Annotated in this window: 15 protein-coding genes; 2 read left to right on the top strand and 13 right to left on the bottom strand. The window is 47.0% G+C overall.

The features are described from left to right. Positions 1–189 precede the first annotated feature (189 nt). From L5M49_RS21740 to L5M49_RS21800, 13 genes are all read right to left on the bottom strand, one after another. On the bottom strand, positions 190–1773 hold the full coding sequence (locus L5M49_RS21740) for a methyl-accepting chemotaxis protein (RefSeq protein ID WP_263212478.1): 1584 nt from the start codon (positions 1771–1773) through the stop codon (positions 190–192). Positions 1774–2193: 420 nt separating this feature from the next. Next, entirely contained in the window at positions 2194–3177 is a 984-nt protein-coding gene (locus L5M49_RS21745) for a formate dehydrogenase subunit gamma (RefSeq protein WP_226059963.1), read from the bottom strand. A 79-nt stretch (positions 3178–3256) separates the two neighbouring features. Continuing rightward, positions 3257–3826, bottom strand: a complete 570-nt coding sequence (gene fdh3B / locus L5M49_RS21750) for a formate dehydrogenase FDH3 subunit beta (RefSeq protein ID WP_105250558.1) — start codon at positions 3824–3826, stop codon at positions 3257–3259. A 29-nt stretch (positions 3827–3855) separates the two neighbouring features. Then, entirely contained in the window at positions 3856–6708 is a 2853-nt protein-coding gene (locus L5M49_RS21755; RefSeq protein WP_173497709.1) for a molybdopterin-dependent oxidoreductase, read from the bottom strand. 17 nt (positions 6709–6725) lie between these two features. Then, on the bottom strand, positions 6726–6926 hold the full coding sequence (locus L5M49_RS21760) for a twin-arginine translocation signal domain-containing protein (RefSeq protein WP_105250556.1): 201 nt from the start codon (positions 6924–6926) through the stop codon (positions 6726–6728). A gap of 396 nt (positions 6927–7322) precedes the next feature. After that, positions 7323–8351 (bottom strand): formate dehydrogenase subunit gamma, encoded by a 1029-nt coding sequence (locus L5M49_RS21765; RefSeq protein WP_113940318.1) that lies wholly within the window; start codon positions 8349–8351, stop codon positions 7323–7325. Positions 8352–8400: 49 nt separating this feature from the next. Beyond that, entirely contained in the window at positions 8401–8997 is a 597-nt protein-coding gene (fdh3B, locus tag L5M49_RS21770) for a formate dehydrogenase FDH3 subunit beta (protein WP_006083566.1), read from the bottom strand. 26 nt (positions 8998–9023) lie between these two features. Continuing rightward, positions 9024–11876, bottom strand: coding sequence for a formate dehydrogenase subunit alpha (locus L5M49_RS21775; protein ID WP_263266832.1), 2853 nt, complete (start codon positions 11874–11876; stop codon positions 9024–9026). A gap of 24 nt (positions 11877–11900) precedes the next feature. Beyond that, a complete protein-coding gene (locus tag L5M49_RS21780) occupies positions 11901–12092 on the bottom strand; it encodes a twin-arginine translocation signal domain-containing protein (protein ID WP_113940320.1) in 192 nt (63 codons plus the stop codon). 177 nt (positions 12093–12269) lie between these two features. Beyond that, positions 12270–12947: a molecular chaperone gene (locus tag L5M49_RS21785; RefSeq protein WP_113940321.1), complete on the bottom strand. Its 678-nt coding sequence runs from the start codon at positions 12945–12947 to the stop codon at positions 12270–12272. 10 nt (positions 12948–12957) lie between these two features. Further along, complete coding sequence (locus L5M49_RS21790) at positions 12958–14619, bottom strand: 4Fe-4S binding protein (RefSeq protein WP_263208780.1); 1662 nt, start codon at positions 14617–14619, stop codon at positions 12958–12960. Between the two features lie 189 nt (positions 14620–14808). Further along, complete coding sequence (locus tag L5M49_RS21795) at positions 14809–15474, bottom strand: DUF3306 domain-containing protein (protein WP_263208774.1); 666 nt, start codon at positions 15472–15474, stop codon at positions 14809–14811. Further along, entirely contained in the window at positions 15474–15938 is a 465-nt protein-coding gene (locus L5M49_RS21800) for a DUF3305 domain-containing protein (RefSeq protein ID WP_105250549.1), read from the bottom strand. Before L5M49_RS21800 ends, L5M49_RS21795 begins: the two co-directional genes overlap by 1 nt. Positions 15939–16275: 337 nt before the next feature. On the opposite strand from L5M49_RS21800, the gene L5M49_RS21805 reads away from it, so the two are divergent. Continuing rightward, complete coding sequence (locus L5M49_RS21805; protein WP_113940335.1) at positions 16276–17148, top strand: formate dehydrogenase accessory sulfurtransferase FdhD; 873 nt, start codon at positions 16276–16278, stop codon at positions 17146–17148. A gap of 55 nt (positions 17149–17203) precedes the next feature. Continuing rightward, positions 17204–18109, top strand: coding sequence for a helix-turn-helix transcriptional regulator (locus L5M49_RS21810; RefSeq protein WP_006083558.1), 906 nt, complete (start codon positions 17204–17206; stop codon positions 18107–18109). The last annotated feature ends 1003 nt before the right edge of the window (positions 18110–19112 follow it).

Genomic DNA, 19112 nt, shown 5'->3' on the forward strand with positions numbered 1-19112 from the left:
GAATCAATTTAATCATTTTTTGGTAAATAATTTTTCTAAAAATACAGTATTAATAATAGGTTATTTTTCTTGGCTGCGATTTATATTGCAGGTGTGTGACTCGCCTTATATCTCATCTAAAAATCTGACAGCCCAATAATTTTTGTTATTAGGCCGCAGATTTAAAAGCTTTTTTCAGGGAGCCTAAACCTAAAGCTTAAAATGCGAGACCACGCCGACGAGTTGTTCCTTCGTCGCGGCCAAAGAGGTTGCGCTATTGAGGGTGGCTTTACCGCTTTGATTCAGTTCATCGACCATTTCACTAATGGTGGTCAGATTACGGTTTATCTCTTCGGTCACAGCGCTTTGCTCTTCTGCTGCGGTGGCAATTTGATTACTGAGCCCATTAATATCGAACACATAAGTGGTCAGGGTATCAAGGTTTTCCGTCACTAGATTGGTGGTATCGGCGGCTTGCTGGCAACTGTGTTTCGTTTGCTCCATTGCGGTTACGGCGGCATTGGCACCAAGATAAAGTTGTTCCAGCATCTGGTTGATTTCTGCGGTACTTGCTTGAGTGCGTGCGGCCAGTGAGCGAACTTCATCGGCGACAACAGCAAAGCCTCGACCTTGTTCACCTGCACGGGCGGCTTCGATGGCTGCATTAAGCGCTAGCAGATTGGTTTGATCGGCAATTTCACCTATTACATTCAAAATCGCGGCGATATGACGGGTATTTTCGTTCATATCATTAATCGCATCAGCAGCGACATCGACTTTAGCGACCAAGGCAATCACAGTGTTGGCAGCTTGTTCAACGGCTTTCTTCGATTTATCCGCTTGCGCATTTGCTTGTTGAGTAAACTGGGCAGCAGATGCTGCATCACCTGCGACATTATGGGCCGTGGCGCTCATTTCAGTCATGGCTGTCACGACTTGGTCGGTTTCAACGGCGTGGATTTGCAGTGCATGATTATTGGCATTTGACTGTACATTCAATTGCCCAATTTGGTCAGACATATGATCCGAGGCTTGGGTAATATCCGAGATAATATGGCGTAGATTATCGATAACGCGATCGAGATCTGTGGCGAGTGAGCAGAGCTCGTTGTCACCCTTAATATTTGTCTTGTGTGTCAGGTCGCCATTGGCTAGGCGTTCTATTACCCGCTTAATGTCATTGACTACCCGGACTAAGCGTTTGCTCATAAAGAGCGCGCTAAGGATCGAGGCGACGATGGCAAATAAAATCAGGCCTAGTAATAGGCTTTCTGCGATAGCAATCTTACTTCCTGCCTGAGCTCCTAACTCATGGTTACGGATAGTGATTAGTGAAACGAGTTGATTGATCTGATCGCTGACTTTAGGGCCGAGTTCACGACGTTCCTGAGTTAATTCAGCTTCTGTTGAGGTGCGTTCAGCAAGCGTAACTTCTTGTCGGTAAAGACGGACATATTGCTCTATCTGTGGCTGTAAAGTCTGAATGTTACGCGCATTTTGCCCCATGAAATTGGTATCAAACTCAGAGAGTTTCGCGACGAGTTGACCAACTTTCTGCTGATGTTCGGTAATGCCTTTTTCATTGTGAACTAACGTCGCTAAACGAATCTCAAAGAATTCAGCACGTATATTGGTAAAGGTTTCAGCTAGTTGGGTATTGTTGACTAAGCGATGGCTAGTTTCACCGAGATCGGTAAAGCTACGATAGGATGAGATACCTATGATGATGAGTAGAATACTCGCGATCACCGAGGGCAAAGCCGTCAGAGTGCTGGTTTTAGCATTATTAAACATAGTGACCTTAAGGATGTAAAACGGATAGAAGAGGTGATGTAATAAAATTACACAATATGGTCATTTTACAGCCTGAAATAAGAGGGCGCAAATTGATGGTTGTTTAAATTACACCGTAAGGCATTGTTTATTAATACTTGTTTTCATATTGTTGCATGTAATCAAACGCTGGGTTGATTATATATTGAGTTGCAAAATAACGTTGAATTCTAACTTATTGTTTTTAATTTATAATTTGTCAAATCTCCTAAATTTCGAAACATAGAAACAACACAGGTATTGCCGCTTGTGAGCGACATCACAGATTGAGTAAATGTTTTAAAATGTATCAATGTTGGCATGAAGAAAAACACCTCGACGCTGCGAGGTGTTTTAATTCAACCGACGGTTTCTTTTATGCGTTGAGACGAGTCAATGATACTAGTCTTTGTATTTCAAGGTGCCGTTAGCTTTGATTTCGTCAAACCACAGGTTGTGATGTTGGCTGGCCCAGTTTTCATCACAGTAGCCTGACACCATACATTCCATACCACCTTCTGACATCACAGTTGCCATGAAGATGTGTACGATAGAGAAAGCACAGATCACGATAGCGCTCACTGAATGCAGTACCAGGGCGATCAAGCTTAATGTACGGCTTGGCTCGAACAGGTTAGGGAAGAGTAATAACATGCCCGAGGCTGAAATGACTAATCCAAACAGGGCAAATGCCCAGAACCACATTTTCTCACCCGCGTTAGCAAAACCTGCATCTGGGTGCTTACCTTTGAACGGACCAAAGTTAATGTAACCGCCTACTACCATGAACCACTTTACGTCGTACATTTTTGGCAGTTGGTTTTTCGCCCATAGGGTGGTCATCAATGCCCAACCTATCATGAAGGGAATCGCCATCACGTCATGGATTTGCTTCGCGCCATAGACGATTGCTTCCCAGATGCCTTCGCCCAACCAAGGTTGGAAGAAGAAGCGACCCGCCAGCAAGGTTAAGCCTGTTAAAATCAACAGTAAGCATGGAATCGCGCCTAACCAGTGGATTGAAACATCAAACTTAGACCAGCGATGCACTAACTTGCCTGAAAAACCATGGTGCAGCTTGGAGATGCCATTCACCTTGATAAATAGGACAAAGATAATGATCATACCGAATAGTGCTGCCATTAAGGCGGGCGCTAACCAGTCGCTACGCAGCTCCAATACTCGTAAATCATAGGTATTGATCGGCTGAGCATGAAACTCACTTTGGGAGGTAGTGTATCCCGTGGCACCATCCTTCAGTTGCGCCCAAATTTGGGCATCAGACTGTTGAACTTGATTCGCCAGTTCATCACCACCATTGGCTATACACACAGCACTAAATAACAGTGCTATGGCTAAACCTATGTGTTTGAACCATTTGTTCATCATACATCTTCTCTCACTTAGTCGCGCCCACCTAGATAGGCGCTAAGCTAAGTCTGTGGACAGATCCTGTTGACCTGAATTAATTCCAAGCCGCGTTTTTAGCACCACGATAAGCCACACGCTCACGGAAGATGCTTGAAACCACTTCGGCATCACCCGCTAACAGGGCTTTAGTAGCACACAGTTCTGCACACATAGGTAGTTTGCCTTCGGCAATACGGTTTGAACCGTATTTTTGGCGCTCTGCATCTGAGTGGTTTTCTTCTGGGCCACCGGCACAGAAGGTACATTTATCCATCTTACCGCGGCTACCAAAGGCACCTTTTTTCGGGAACTGAGGTGCGCCAAATGGACAGGCGTACAGGCAGTAACCGCAACCAATACAGGCATCTTTGTCGTGTAACACTATGCCGTCGTCGGTTCTGTAGAAGCAGTTTGCTGGGCAAACTGCCATACAAGGTGCATCAGAGCAATGCATACAGGCGACAGAGATTGAGGCTTCACCACGTTGACCATCGTTGATCGTCACTACGCGGCGGCGTTGGATACCCCACTCGAGAGCGGAGTCGTTTTCGTTTTTACAGGCAGTGACACAACCGTTACATTCGATGCAGCGCTTGGTATCACACAAAAATTTCATTGTAGCCATAATGGCAATTCTCCTAGCTTAAGCTGCACTTACGCTTTAACAATCTGACAGAGTGATGCCTTGGTTTCCTGCATTTGTGTCACAGGGTCATAACCATAGGTCAGCGCAGTGTTACAAGATTCACCAATAACGTAAGGCACTGTTCCATCTGGATAATTAGGCGCTAAACTTTCTCCGTGCATCACACCCGCAAAGTGATATGGCATAAAGGTAACGCCGGGTTTTACCCTTGGGGTAACCATGGCTTGTACCTTAATACGGCCACCTTCGGCGCCTTCTAACCAGACGTCTTCACCGTTACGAATGCCGCGATCGGCAGCGTCGGCAGGGCTTATCTCAACGAACATTTCCTGTTGAAGTTCAGCCAGCCAAGGGTTGGAGCGAGATTCTTCACCACCACCTTCGTATTCAACCAGACGACCCGATGTCAGTACCAACGGGTACTTGCCGCTCATGTCTTTGTCTTGGATAGACTTATACAGCGTAGGGAGACGGTGTACTTGCATGTCGTCATAGGTTGGGTATTTCGCCACTAAGTCACGACGTGCTGTGTATAACGGTTCACGGTGCACAGGGACTTGGTCAGGGAAAGTCCAAACAATACAACGAGCTTTAGCATTACCAAAGGGGATACAACCGTGCTTGATCGCCACGCGCACTATGCCGCCTGACAAATCTGTTTTCCAGTTTTTACCTTCGGCTTCCGCTTTTTCCTCTGCCGTCAGATCATCCCACCAACCCAATTGTTTGAGCATATCGGCAGTAAATTCTGGGTAACCGTCTTGAATTTCAGCGCCTTTAGAATAAGTGCCATCGGCTAAAATGCTTTGACCCTTATATTCAACACCGTAACGGGCGCGGAAGTTACCACCGCCGTCTTTAACGTGTTTGGCTTGGTTATAGAGGATTTGAGTGCCAGGGTGTTTAGCTTCTGGCGTGCCCCAACATGGCCAAGGTAAACCGTAGGTTTCGCCTTTAGCTGGGCCGCCTGCGGCTTCCAACGTCTTGTTGCTGAAAGTGCCCCAGTTTTGGGTGTGTAACTTGATACGCTCAGGGCTTTGACCTGTCATACCGATAGTCCACATACCGCGGTTGATTTCACGGGTGATTTCTTCAATCACAGGTAAACCATTTTCAATCGCGATGCGTTTAGTGTACTGCTCGGCAATACCCAGTTTTTGGGCCAAACGGTACATGATTTCGATGTCGGTTTTAGACTCGAACAGCGGCTCGATGACTTGCTCACGCCACTGGATAGAACGGCCTGAGTTAGATACTGAACCGTGAGTCTCAAACTGAGTTGCCGCAGGCAGTAGATATACGCCATTCTTACGACGGTGCATAACACCTGCCATCGTTGGGAATGGGTCGACAACGACGACTGTGTCCATCTTGTCTAAGGCATCACGCACTTCACGTTGACGGGTTTCAGTGTTGACCGATTGTCCCCAGAAAAACGCCATACGGATATTATCTTTCTGCGCTAATTTGCTCTTATCTTCTAACACACCATCGTGCCAACGAGAACAAGGGATACCCGGTGTCGTCATTGGATCTTTGCCAAGGTAGGCTGTTTGATCGAAACGACCTTTCACCCATGCCATGTCCAGATCCCAAACATGGGTCCAGTGACTCCATGCTGCTGAGGTCAAACCGTAGTAACCGGGTAAGTTATCAAATAACAAACCTAAGTCAGTTGCGCCTTGTACGTTATCGTGGCCACGGAAAATGTTAGTGCCGCCGCCTGAAACGCCCATGTTGCCCAGTGCTAATTGCAGAATACAATAAGCGCGAGTGTTGGCATTACCCACGTGGTGTTGAGTTCCACCCATACACCAAATCACAGTGCCAGGACGGTTATCAGCCATTAATTTAGCCGCTTGATAAACCTCGGCTTCGCTCACGCCAGTGATGTTTTCGACTTCTTTAGGTGGGAACTTCTTCACTTCAGCACGGATACTTTCCATCTCGAAAACGCGGTGCTTGATAAAGGTTTTATCTTCCCAACCATTTTCAAAAATGTGCCATAACATACCGTAAATAAAAGGAATGTCAGTGCCTGGGCGAATTGCACAATGCAAGTCTGAATGCGCTGCAGTGCGAGAGAAACGTGGGTCAACGACGATGATTTTGGCGTTGTTTCTTTCTTTAGCGATCAGAATATGTTGCATCGAAACGGGATGCGCTTCTGCTGGGTTTGCCCCGATCAGGAAGATGGCATGAGCATTCTGGATATCGTTGAAAGAGTTCGTTTGCGCACCGTAGCCCCAAGTGTTAGCAACACCGGCTACCGTGGTAGAGTGACAAATACGAGCTGAATGGTCGACGTTGTTTGTGCCCCACATAGCCGCTAACTTGCGGTACATGTAACAACCTTCGTTAGAAAACTTAGCGCTACCCATGAAGTACACTGAGTCTGGGCCAGATTCTTTACGAATGTTGAGCATTTGGTCGCCCACTTCGTTAATAGCATCTTCCCAAGAGATTTTTTTCCACTTGCCATCAACCAATTTCATTGGATATTTCAGGCGTTTTTCACCATGACCATGTTCACGCAGTGCAGCACCTTTCGCGCAGTGACCGCCAGCGTTGAATGGGTGGTCAAATGCGGGTTCTTGGCCCGTCCACACACCATTTTGTACTTCGGCATACAGGCCACAACCGACGGCGCAGGCACTACAAATAGTACGTTTGATTTCGATTGGCGCATCATGCGGTACTTCTTTGGCTTCGACACGACGCATCATGCCTGTGCCCATCAGAGATGCTGCGGCAATACCACCAGTAGCGATACCTGCGTGCTTCATAAATTGACGACGGCTGATGCCTAACGCCGGTTTGTCTGCCACTGTGGCAACATTAGACTTGCGAGTTAACTTCATCGCTGACTTCTCCTAGATTAGCTGCGCAAGCTATCGTAATAGCTGCTGATATGCGCAGTTTCGTGGTAACCCTTTGACTCTTTAGTGGTTACCTTGCTGCTCTCGCTGACCTGTGCCACGCTCATGCCGGTTGCGGCAATGGCGGCACCCGCTACGCTGCCGACGGTGAGCGCTTTGAGCAAAGATCGGCGAGATAAATCGCTGGGTTGCTGCTTCATGCTGACTCCTGAAATTAGGGTTTAGTTTTTGAGATCGCACGGCTTTTTGTGGGGTTCATCTTGTTATCAAAAAGTGAAGATTAGCGGCGGAAAAGATAATGAAATCATCTTGTTTACCATCAATCATCGCGCGTGACGGCAATATAGTAGGAAAGGGTTGAGTAGGAATTGATCTAGGACAGTTTGCAGCCCTGAAATCGGCGGCCGTTCTCTTAAAGCGTTAACTCGCTCATAGTTTAGTGAACTACTAGGGAAGAGGGCGTTGGCGGATTTTTGTATCTCGCTGTTTCAGTTGTTAATTTTTTGTACTGTTGAATTAATGCGAGGGGTATCAGTGCGAATAAAAAACACCCCGCGAGGCGGGGTGTTTTGAGGATGTAAAAGCTGCGGTTTAACTTAGTCTTTATACTTTAAGCTGCCGTTGGCTTTGATTTCGTCATACCAGAGATTATGGTGTTGGATTGCCCAGTTTTCATCACAATAGCCTGACTTCATACACTCCATACCGCCTTCGCTCAGTACGGTCGCCATCCAAATATGCACTATAGTAAAGGCAATCAAGATAATGGCGCTGATAGAGTGGATCAGCAGCGCGCCCATAGAGGCTTCGCGGGGTAAATCTAAGCCTGGTAATACCAACATGATGCCAGATACGCTGATGAATAAACCAAACAACATCAGGGTCCAGAACCACATTTTTTCACCGGCGTTAGCGAAACCACTGTCAGGGTGCTTACCTTTGAACGGGCCAAAGTTGATATAACCACCTACCACTAAAAACCATTTCAAATCATACATCTTGAAGGTTTGTAACGGCATCCATTTCACCACACATACAGCCCAAGCCGCGATAAAAATGGGACCTGCCCAATCGTGGATTGTTTTGCTGCCATAGATCAATGGCGCCCAAAGGTCGGGGCCTAACATTGGCTGTATGACATGCTTACCTAACATTATGGTTAGACCGGTAAACATCAGTGCCAGACAGCTGCTCGCCATGATCCAATGGATCCACAGATCCGCCTTTGACCAGCGCGAAACCATCTTGCCTGAAAAGCCATGACTCAGTTTTGATGGACCATTCACCAGATAAAATAATAAGAAAGCACCAAACACACCTACCACGGCTAGCGCCATGACTGGGGTTAAGTATTCATTTCTCAGTTCTTTACCTTGGTTACCGGCAACGTTAATCAACACCCCAGTATCTATCCCTTTGGCAGTGGTATAGCCGGCATCGCCTGCTTTTACTGCTCGCCAAAGATCGGCATCGCTGGTTTGCGCTTTCGCCTGTTGTTGACTCGATTGCTGATCACTTGCGTGTACTGGGTTTGAGCTCATGACTGAACCTAATCCCAATCCCATGACGAGCACCAACAGAGCAAACAGACTGCGCAGTGATTTGTTTAACTGTTTGTTTAACATTTTCACTCCTTGCCAGAGGTTAGGGATTTCTCCCTAACCCTCGCTCTGCTTAGTTAATCTCACCTGTCTTGGGGTTGTAACCCCAAATCACGTTAGGATTGCCTCGAGAGGCCATACGTTGACGGTAAATGTTTGATACCACTTCCGCATCACCTGCGAGCAGCGCTTTAGTAGAACAAAGCTCTGCACACATAGGTAACTTGCCCTCAGCAATACGGTTGGCACCGTATTTTTTACGCTCGGCTTCGGAGAAGGTTTCTTCTGGGCCACCGGCACAGAAAGTACACTTGTCCATCTTGCCACGACTACCAAAGGCAGTCTTTTTCGGGAATTGCGGTGCACCAAATGGACAAGCATAGAAGCAATAACCACAACCGATACAAGTATCTTTGTTGTGTAGCACTATGCCGTCTTCGGTGCGGTAGAAACAATCTGCCGGACATACGGCCATGCAGGGAGCATCAGTACAGTGCATACAAGCCACTGAAATTGAGGCTTCGCCAGGTAGACCATCGTTGATCGTCACCACGCGGCGACGTTGAATTCCCCACTCGAGAGCGGAGTCGTTTTCGTTCTTACATGCAGTGACGCAACCGTTACACTCGATGCAGCGCTTGGTGTCACACAGAAATTTCATGACTGCCATAATGGCTTATCTCCTCATCAAGTAGGTTAGGCTTTGCTGATTTGGCATAGGCTGGACTTAGTTTCTTGCATCTGAGTCACAACGTCGTAGCCATAAGTTAAAATAGTGTTTGCAGATTCGCCTATCACGTAAGGCACAGTGCCTTCTGGATAGTTTTTCGCTAGGCTTTCGCCTTCAAACACCCCAGCAAAGTGGTATGGCATAAAACATTCACCGGCAATAACGCGCGGTGTCACCATAGCCTTAACCGTGATTTTGGCGCCTTCTGGACCATGAACAAAAACATTGTCACCGTCGCGAATACCGCGATCCGCTGCATCAGCAGGGTTCATTTCGATGAACATTTCTTGTTGTAGTTCAGCTAACCAAGGGTTAGAACGGGATTCTTCACCACCACCTTCATATTCCACTAGGCGGCCTGATGTGAGTGCCAATGGGAAGTCTTTAGCAAAATCCTTGTCTTGAATTGACTTATACAGTGTCGGTAAGCGTGCAACCATACGATCTTCGTATGTGGGGTATTTAGCGACTAAGTCACGACGAGGCGTGTAAAGTGGTTCGCGGTGGCGTGGAATATCGTCTGGGAATGTCCATACAATACAACGAGCTTTGGCGTTACCGTAAGGGATACAGCCGTGCTTGATAGCAACACGTTGGATACCGCCGGAAATGTCAGTTTTCCAGTTTTTGCCTTCGGCGTGTTTTTTCTCGTTTTCGGTCAGGTCATCCCACCAACCTAATTGCTTAAGCATATCGGCGGTAAATTCAGGATAGCCATCTTGGATCTCACTGCCTTTAGAGTAAGTACCTTCGGCAAGAATATTATTGCCTTCATGTTCCACACCATAGCGAGCACGGAAGTTACCGCCACCGTCTTTCACATGTTTGGCTTCGTTATACAGAATCTGGGTACCAGGATGTTTCATCTCTGGTGTGCCCCAACAAGGCCAAGGTAAGCCGTAGGTTTCGCCTTTGGCTGGACCGCCAGGGGCTTCTAGGCTGTCAGCATCAAAAGTACCCCAGTTTTCTTGGTGCATTTTTAAACGCTCTGGGCTTTGTCCGGTATAACCGATAGTCCACATACCTGTGTTAAATTCGCGGGTAATATCTTCAATCAAAGGCTCTTCACCATTGACTTTAATATGCTTGAATAGCTCTTTATCTATACCCACTTTTTTGGCGAGTTTGTACATGATCACATGATCAGGCAGGGATTCGAACAGGGGTTCTATGACCTTAGAACGCCATTGTACTGAGCGGTTAGTCGCAGAGATTGAACCGTAGGTTTCAAACTGGGTTGCCGCAGGAAGTAAATAAACCCCATCTTGACGTTGGTGCATAACACCCGCCATGGTTGGGAATGGATCGACAACGACGACGGTGTCCATTTTGTTTAAGGCTTCACGCACTTCACGGCCACGGGTTTCAGTGTTGACCGATTGTCCCCAGAAGAACGCCAGACGAATATTGTCTTTTTGCGCTATCTTGGTTTTATCTTCTAACACGCCATCGTGCCAGCGCGAACAAGGAATACCCGCAGAGGTTTGCGGTTTTTGTCCTAGATATTCGCCTTGATCGAAACGGCTCGCTACCCAATTAGGGTCGAGATCCCACACATTATTCCAATGGGCCCAAGCGCCAGTCGTTAAACCGTAGTAACCCGGTAAGTTATCAAATAACAAACCAAAGTCGGTTGCGCCTTGCACGTTATCATGGCCACGGAAAATGTTAGTGCCGCCGCCAGGTACACCCATGTTGCCAAGTGCTAACTGTAAAAGACAGTAGGAGCGAGTGTTCGAGTTACCCACGTGATGCTGAGTACCACCCATACACCAAATAATGGTGCCGGGTTTGGTTTCAGCCATCATTTTGGCGACGCGGTACATCTGCGCTTTTGGTACACCCGCAACCAGTTCAACTTCTTCTGGGGGGTATTTTTTCACTTCTTCGCGGATACGATCCATGCCATAGACACGGTGTTTGATAAACTCTTTATCTTCCCAGCCGTTTTCAAATATGTGCCATAACAGGCCATAAATGAAGGGGATGTCTGTGCCAGGACGGATATGCACGTACTCGTCAGATTTCGCTGCAGTACGGGTGAAACGTGGATCAACAACGATGATTTTGGCACCGCGTTCTTTACCAATCAAAATATGCTGCATGGCAACAGGATGCGCTTCACTGGGGTTTGCCCCAATAAACATGATGCACTTAGAGTTGCGAATATCGTTGATTGAGTTGGTTTGCGCACCGTAGCCCCAAGTGTTAGCAACACCGGCTACCGTGGTAGAGTGACAAATACGTGCAGAATGGTCGACGTTGTTCGTACCCCACAGTGCCGCAAATTTGCGATATAAATAAGCTTGTTCGTTAGAGAACTTAGCGCTACCCATAAAGTAGACTGAATCTGGGCCTGACTCTTGACGAATTGAAGCCATTTTATCGCCGACTTCATTAATCGCTTGATCCCAAGAGATCTTTTTCCATTTTCCGCTTTCTAACTTCATGGGGTATTTCAGGCGTTTTTCGCCGTGACCATGTTCACGCAGTGCAGCACCTTTCGCACAGTGACCGCCAGCGTTGAACGGGTGATCGAATGCGGGTTCTTGACCCGTCCATACACCATTTTGTACTTCTGCATACACACCACAACCTACGGCACAGTGAGAACAGATGGTACGTTTGACTTCGGTGGGAACATTATGGCCAATATCTTCTTGGGCCTGTGCTTTACGCATCATGCCTGTGCCAAGCATGGACGCCGCAGCGATCCCTCCTGTGGCAAGACTTGCCGATTTTAAGAATTGACGACGATTGAGACCCAGTGCTGGCGCTTTAGCTTCGACAACCTGGTCTGTTTTGCGGGTTAATCGCATCACACACTCTCCTCTATTTTAGTTTTAAAGCGACGCATAATAGCTACGAATATGGTCGGTTTCGCGGTAGTTCTCACTTTTAGGCTCTGTGGTCGCTGCCGTTTTTGTCGAAGCTAACGCTTGACTACTCACCGTGACCACTGCGCCTGCCGCACTGCCGAGTGCCAATGCTTTAAGCAATTGACGACGGCCCATGTCGGAAGCTGGCTTCTTCATAGTGTCTCCTTGTGTTACTGGATAAGGTGGTACAAACGGCTACCACCTCGGTTATTGTGGAAGCCTAAGCTTCCGTTATTGTTGCTAAGGTGAACATTAATCTCACCTTCGTAGTTTGAACTCATCTCTAACATTTACATTTAGCACGCACATGCCGCGCTATCACTCAGTTTAGTCTTAGTTCATTAACTCTACTGGTTTTGCTAAATCGCTGGTGGCTGGCTGTAAGTCTGCGCTGCCTGGGCAATTGACTGGAATATCTAAGCTTAATTGCTCAAAAGCACTGGCTTCCATTGCAAAAAAAGCTTTTGCTAGCTGTGCAACCGTGGCGTAAAACGCCGCACTTGGCGCTTTGGCTAAATTGTCGCAAAAACGGCCAATCCAGCTGCCGATATGGCGTTGGTAAAAAGCCAATTGGCGATAACTTGGCGCTTCTAAAATCAGGGTTCCCATCACTTCACACAGGGCTGCAACGTGATCTTCGGGTTCCTTGACGTTGTCTTCGCGTTCAAACCCTAGTTGCATTAAGTCTTGGCGTAGCAATGCCAGTGGTTTATCCATCAATGAGCCCGTCATAAACCAGCTGCCGTAGGGCAGGATCTCACCGCAACCTACACCGAGGAAGAGGGCAAAATACTCGTCTTCTAGTTGTGCGCTGTTGAACTGCTGTGCGGCGAGTTGGAGTGATAACCAAGCTTTAGTCATCTCGTTGTCTTCATTGGCATCAATTTCAAGATTGGCCAAAAAGTGTAGCAGTTCAGGGCTTGGCTGACGGCGCAATAGGGCGGCTAACAGTTGATAGATATCGGCTCTCAACTGATCGTTTTCTGAAACTTGTCTTACTGATTCGGTCATAGCGGATCTCTTATCGCAGTTGCTTTTCAGGATCTTGAAGAATGTCTTCAAACATGTCTTTTACCCGGCAGTCTCCACACATTTTCAAGCGTTCAATATTGGCAGAAAATGCGCTGTGCGCGCCGACCATATCCAGCATCCGATGCACCATAGATTGGGTCGCAAAAGGAGAGCCGCAGCGAATACATTCGAAGGGGGCTTCTTCTTTCAGGGTGTGTTGTTGCTGACGGGCAGCTTTATCAAAGTTAATTTGTGGCGTAAGGCTTATCACTTTTTCAGGACACGCTGCCTCACATAAACCGCATTGCACGCAGTTTTGCTCGATGAAGTGTAGTGCAGGTTTGTCGCCACCATCTTGTAATGCCATCGTGGGACAAATTGCCACGCAGGACATGCACATAGTGCACTTTTCGACATTCACGCTGACTTTGCCAAAGGGAATGTTGTTGAGGCTAAGGCAAGTATCGATTTCACCCGCTTGGCTATTGAGGTGATCTATCGCTTCAAATAGCGTATTGCGTTTAGTGGTTGAAGCAAATGCAGCGGGCACGATCACGGGCCAATCTAAGCTGATATCGAGCATCGCATCTAAATCGGCAAGCATGTTTGGGTCGATGAGGCTGATACGTTGCGGCTGGCCCATCTCATCTAAAATACTGTTGGCTAACGAAAGCTCGCCTTTAAGCATTTGTGTAAGAGTTGGCGCCGTGGCGTCGGTATTGAGGATCAGCACTTGGCGTGCGCCCCATGCGAGTACCGACAGCCAATGATCTAAGCTAGCAACAGTAATTTCTTCTAGGGCGACGGGGATAATATCACCCGCTAGATCGTCGGTAATAAAGTCGGCGCCGACGGCATTATCGTGGAACAAAATCACCGGTGCGGTTTGGGCTTGCTCGCGGAAACGACTAACGACTTTGTTCAGATATGAATGTAAAGCCTGCGGCGTCGGTAAATCGTAACTGATGGCACCCGTTGGGCAAGCGCTGGTACAACTGCCCGCGCCGTGGCAAAGGTATGGGTCGATTTCAATTTTCTTCGCCACGCTACTAATCGCATCGGCTGGGCAAAAGTTAAGGCAACGATTACAACCATTGATGCCATTGCGGTCATGGGCACAAATATCTGGGTTGATTTTGACGTAGCGAGGCTTGTCGAATTGGCCGACGAGATCGGGAATTTGAGCGAGGGCATCTTCGAGTTTCTCAGTGTCTTGACCGACATAGAAATAACCGGGTGGCAGCATTTCTAAGTTCAAACAAGCTGTGCTGCTCAAATCGAGCACGATATCGAAATGGGGTTTACGAATCGACACTAAACTGAGTTCGGCCGCGCCATCTTGATGTTCAACACTGACTTGGAATTGGCCTAAAAAGCCTTTTACGCCAATGAGTTTGTTGTAGTAACTTTCGACATCGGTTGCCGCCGCCATCACACGCTCAAGGTGCGCTTCGTCTTGGCTGGTAATGGCTTCATTGGCTAAAATCACGCGATGGGCCATAGTGGACAATTTGTCCGCGGCGAGGCGAGCCAGATCTTCTGGGCCGATAATAAGGACATTGCCTTCGGTGGTGTAGCTGACGGTTGGCGGGATCAGATTCTGCAACATCTGAGTTTGCGCTAACACCTGTTGCCGCGCTTGTTTTAACGCTTCTTGGGTTTGATTGGTCATCAAATGAGTGCTCACATTGCGTTCCTGAACAGTACTTTGGCTGTTTCTTGTTTTACTGTATCTGGGCAGATTTAGGCGGCTGGTAATAAGTAAGTCATTGCCTTTTCTGCTTTTATCTAAGCTTTTTTATGCCTTAGTACAGCAATTCACATACCAAAGTTACGGACATTAAAATTAGCTAAACTGACGTTAAACAACTCGGGTTTGGACCTGAGCCGAGGGCTCTGGTGCATTTTGGGGTAGGTCATCAATCTCCCCATCCAAATTGTCCGCTATCGGCTCTGCTGCCAATTCGGTGTCGACTGCTTGAGTCGTGGTTTCGCTTACATCAAGACTAGCGGATGGATTAGTTTCTGCAGCTTGTTTAGCTAAGGTTAATTCTTCATCCGGCGTTTCGCTGTCTTTGGTGATGTAGCGGAAGACTTTTTGCGCTAATTCTGCTGAAACTTCGGCGCTGAGTTTGGGCTGATTACTGTAATCGAGCGCATATTCCAAAAGCCCATCTATCTCGTTGAAATGCGGTTGTTTCCACAGCGCTCTCAGTGCCGCAGATTTCGCCGCCGGATCAACATTCGCGCCCATAAAACTCGCAAAGCTACCGCCAATTTCAATTTCGTCAGGATTAGGTAAATCCGCCGCAGTGAGCATGCGATTCGGATCGTCATGCTCGGCAGTATTAGGTTCAATGGCTGACTCTGTGGGTTGAAGCTGCTCAACTGCCATAGTGGGCTCGGTTACGATGGTCTCCTGAGGTGTGATTTCCCCGTCAGCTCGCGCTTCCTCTGCTGCAACTTGTTCGCGCCGTTGGTTCCAGCGACTCAGTAGCCCGCCTGTTTTTTGTATGGATTCAGCCATTAGTCCCTCCGCAATGGATCGTGACTCGGGCCTTGATTATTACGGCCATCGACATGTTTACGGCGATGAGCGGCAATTTCGACTTCACCATATTGGGTGATAAAGGCTTCAATCCAACAAGCGATAGCTTTTGGCATCAATAAGTTGAGGACAGGGGTATTGCCCTCAAGACAACCCGCCGCGACATTCTGATCCGCCGATAATGCCGCCGGTATCCAAGTGCCATCGGCCGTTTCATCACATACTAAATACAGCATGGCGTTATCTAAATCGAGATTGAGGCGATAGCTGGCGCGTTCGTCTTTGTGCAGTTCGAGTAGCACTAAGGTTGCATCGTCTGGGGCTTGATGGGTGGCGGGAAGTAGGTGATCAATTTCCCATTGTACTGAGGTCCAGCGGCCAACTTGCTTCTCTACTTTCTTGAGTGAAACGTACATAGGCCAAACACTAGTTGTATGTTGCATTGTCTCTCCGTCTCAGCCGTGTTGATGGACAAACCGTAGAGTGAACGGTTCGGTTTTACCAACAAATTGCGATAAAAGGTCACTGCAATATTGGTGCCAGTAAACATAGTGGATTAGTTTGAGCTAGATCATCAAAAACACCCTATAAATTGGACATTTTGTCCAGTGCAGGATTTTGTTTGGGACATAAAAGGGCTAATGAAAAATCAGCATTGCGGCAGATCACGCATTTAACCCCAATTTTTATGTCTAGGTATAAATATTGCTATGCTCTGGCCATGACTCGTTAAGCGGTAACATTATGATCTCTGAAAATATCACTATTCCTGATAACAACATGAGCACAGATAGCGAAATAGCGGCAGCCAATCCTTCTCAAAAAACTCAGCATCAGTGTTCTTTTGTGAGAACTCAAGTGGAAGTACCGCTAACCATTGCTGTAAAAGCAGTGAATGAAGCCGGGGAAGTGTTGGATAAATTTGTCGCCTGCGAACGTCCGCTTACCGTGTATTTGAACTGGCGACCAATAGTGACACTTATGACCCTAGGGGCGAAACCTGAGTCACTGGCGTTAGGTTATCTTAAGAACCAAGGCTTTATTTCGGATGTCAGTCTATTGGACTCGGTTATTGTCGATTGGGATGTTAGTTCTGCAGCCGTGGTTACCCGTGAACAAACCGCCGATCTGGATGAGAAACTCTCCGAAAAAACGGTGACATCAGGCTGTGGTCAAGGCACGGTTTATGGCAGTTTTATGCAAGATTTAGACGGCATCAATTTACCAACGCCAAGTCTTAAGCAAAGCACCCTTTATAGCTTATTGAAAAATATCAACGAATATAATGAAACCTATAAAAATGCGGGTGCTGTACACGGTTGTGGCTTGTGCGAAGACGATAAAATTATGGCTTTCGTCGAGGATGTTGGCCGTCATAATGCCGTAGATACTTTGGCTGGGGATATGTGGCTGACTCAGGATCGCGGCGATAATAAGATATTTTATACCACTGGCCGCTTAACTTCGGAAATGGTGATTAAAGTCGCCAAAATGGGGATCCCTATTTTGCTATCACGCAGTGGCGTGACTCAGATGGGCTTAGCACTAGCGCAGCAGTTGGGTATTACTATTATTGCCCGCGCCAAAGGTCGTCACTTTTTGGTGTACCACGGTAGTGAAAATCTGCAGTTTGATGCCAATACGGCTCCTTAGCCTCAAGTCAGCTAAGACTTACATGCAGTAACGAAGAATAAGACAAGGAAACAAGATGACGTCTGCCAGTGAATTGGTCTACATGAGCGCGAAGCAAGTGGCCGAGTATTTAGATCTTAATGAGAAAAAAGTCTACGCCATGGCTAATGACAGAATTCTCCCCGCCACTAAAATCACCGGTAAATGGCTATTTCCGAAAGTGTTAATCGACCGTTGGGTAATGGATTCTTGCCACAGTGGCATGCTGACCGACCGTTTATTGATCACTGGTAGTGACGATCCACTATTATCTATGCTGGTGGCGCGTTTGATGGCGCAAGTTGGTAGCCGTGAGTTGATAAGCTACAGCGCAACAGGTTCACGCTTAGGGTTAGAGTTGCTTGCTAAAGGTTATGCCGATGTGTGCACCTTACACTGGGGTAGTATGGAGGATAGAAATATTCGCCACCCAGCTTTACTTAAAGGTTATAACAACCATCAGCAATGGATCATGGTGCATGGTTACTCCCGTCAGCAAGGGTTGATCATGCGTGCCGATATGCACCACAGATGCCAAGAAGAAGATAAAGTCGTGAACTTGCCTTGGCGTTGGGTGAGTCGTCAGGGGGGCGCAGGTAGCCAACAGCACTTAGAGCATTGGTTGTTAAAGCAAGGTGCTCGCTTAGATCAACTTAATGTCGTGCTAACTGCCTATAGTGAACGCGAGTTGGCGGGTTATATCGCTAGGGGTGATGCCGATATTGGTTTTGGTTGTCAATCTGTGGCTTTGGAAAGTGGTTTAAGTTTCGTGCCACTGATTAAAGAGTCTTTCGATTTCGTTATGCCGCAAAGCATTTACTTCCGTCGTCAGCTTCAACAACTTTTTACTATGTTGGCGAGTGGTCACTCGAGGCAAATGGCGGCACTACTTGGTGGCTATGATCTTACAGACTGTGGACAACTGCTATGGAGTGCGAGCTAATCCACTCAACTTGGTAATGGATTAAGGTGAATAGAGTTGAATGGTCTCTGAACTACTTATTACTGCTACTACATGCTGATATCTAATGGAGCCAGTTACTAACGAATAAGTATCAAAGAGACCCTCTTTATATTGCTGATTACGTTGTTTCGACTTTCTATGATGGGTTGATGGGTTGATGGGTTGATGGGAGGCAACTACTATATATAGGTAAAGTGTCTTCATCGCTAAATACACTCGGAGTGTCATCTTCTTCTGTTGTTCCCCGTCATTCTCCCATTAACGACTCTATATAAAAGTGGAGGTGAGATATTCCAGTTCGAGCAGCCGTTATTCTCATTTAAATCTGATAGCACTCATGCTCATGATCCCTTTGTCTTGATACTGTACGCTGGTAATCAATTGGGCCAAATGACAGATAAAGTGCTATTTTGTGGATAACTTTGGGGGTAAGTGGTGGGTATCTTGTGGCTAGATTAGATAATTAGAATTAACTGCAAATTTCCTTAAAATAGGGGTTGCACAAAATCTTCTGCTCCCTATAATGCGCATCCACTGACACGGCAGACAGCGTTAAGCAGCCTGATGTGACAGTTCATCGATGAGTTTACTGATTGATGAGTGTTGAGAAAGTTTGCAAAAACTCCTTGACGCGAAACGGGAAATGCGTAGAATACGCAGCCCTAGCCAACTGGAAGCGTTCGACGCTCAGTGTGGTACTCAAGTTMTCTTACGAATATTGAGTTGCTCTTTAACAAGATAAAACAAGAAATCTGTGTGGACACTCACAGGTGTTGAGTTAATCGAAACTGCTTAACCTTCGGGTTGGCAGTCAAAAATTTAAATCAATGTAACAATGAGTGTTCATAGYAATATGTACAGTTTGTTTCTTTAGTTAGAAACAAAAAATCAGAATTCATTGAGCCGCTGAAGTCGCAAGACGGAAGCACCAAAACTTTAATTGAAGAGTTTGATCATGGCTCAGATTGAACGCTGGCGGCAG

Source organism: Shewanella sp. SM74 (genome assembly GCF_025653725.1).
GTDB lineage: Bacteria > Pseudomonadota > Gammaproteobacteria > Enterobacterales > Shewanellaceae > Shewanella > Shewanella oncorhynchi.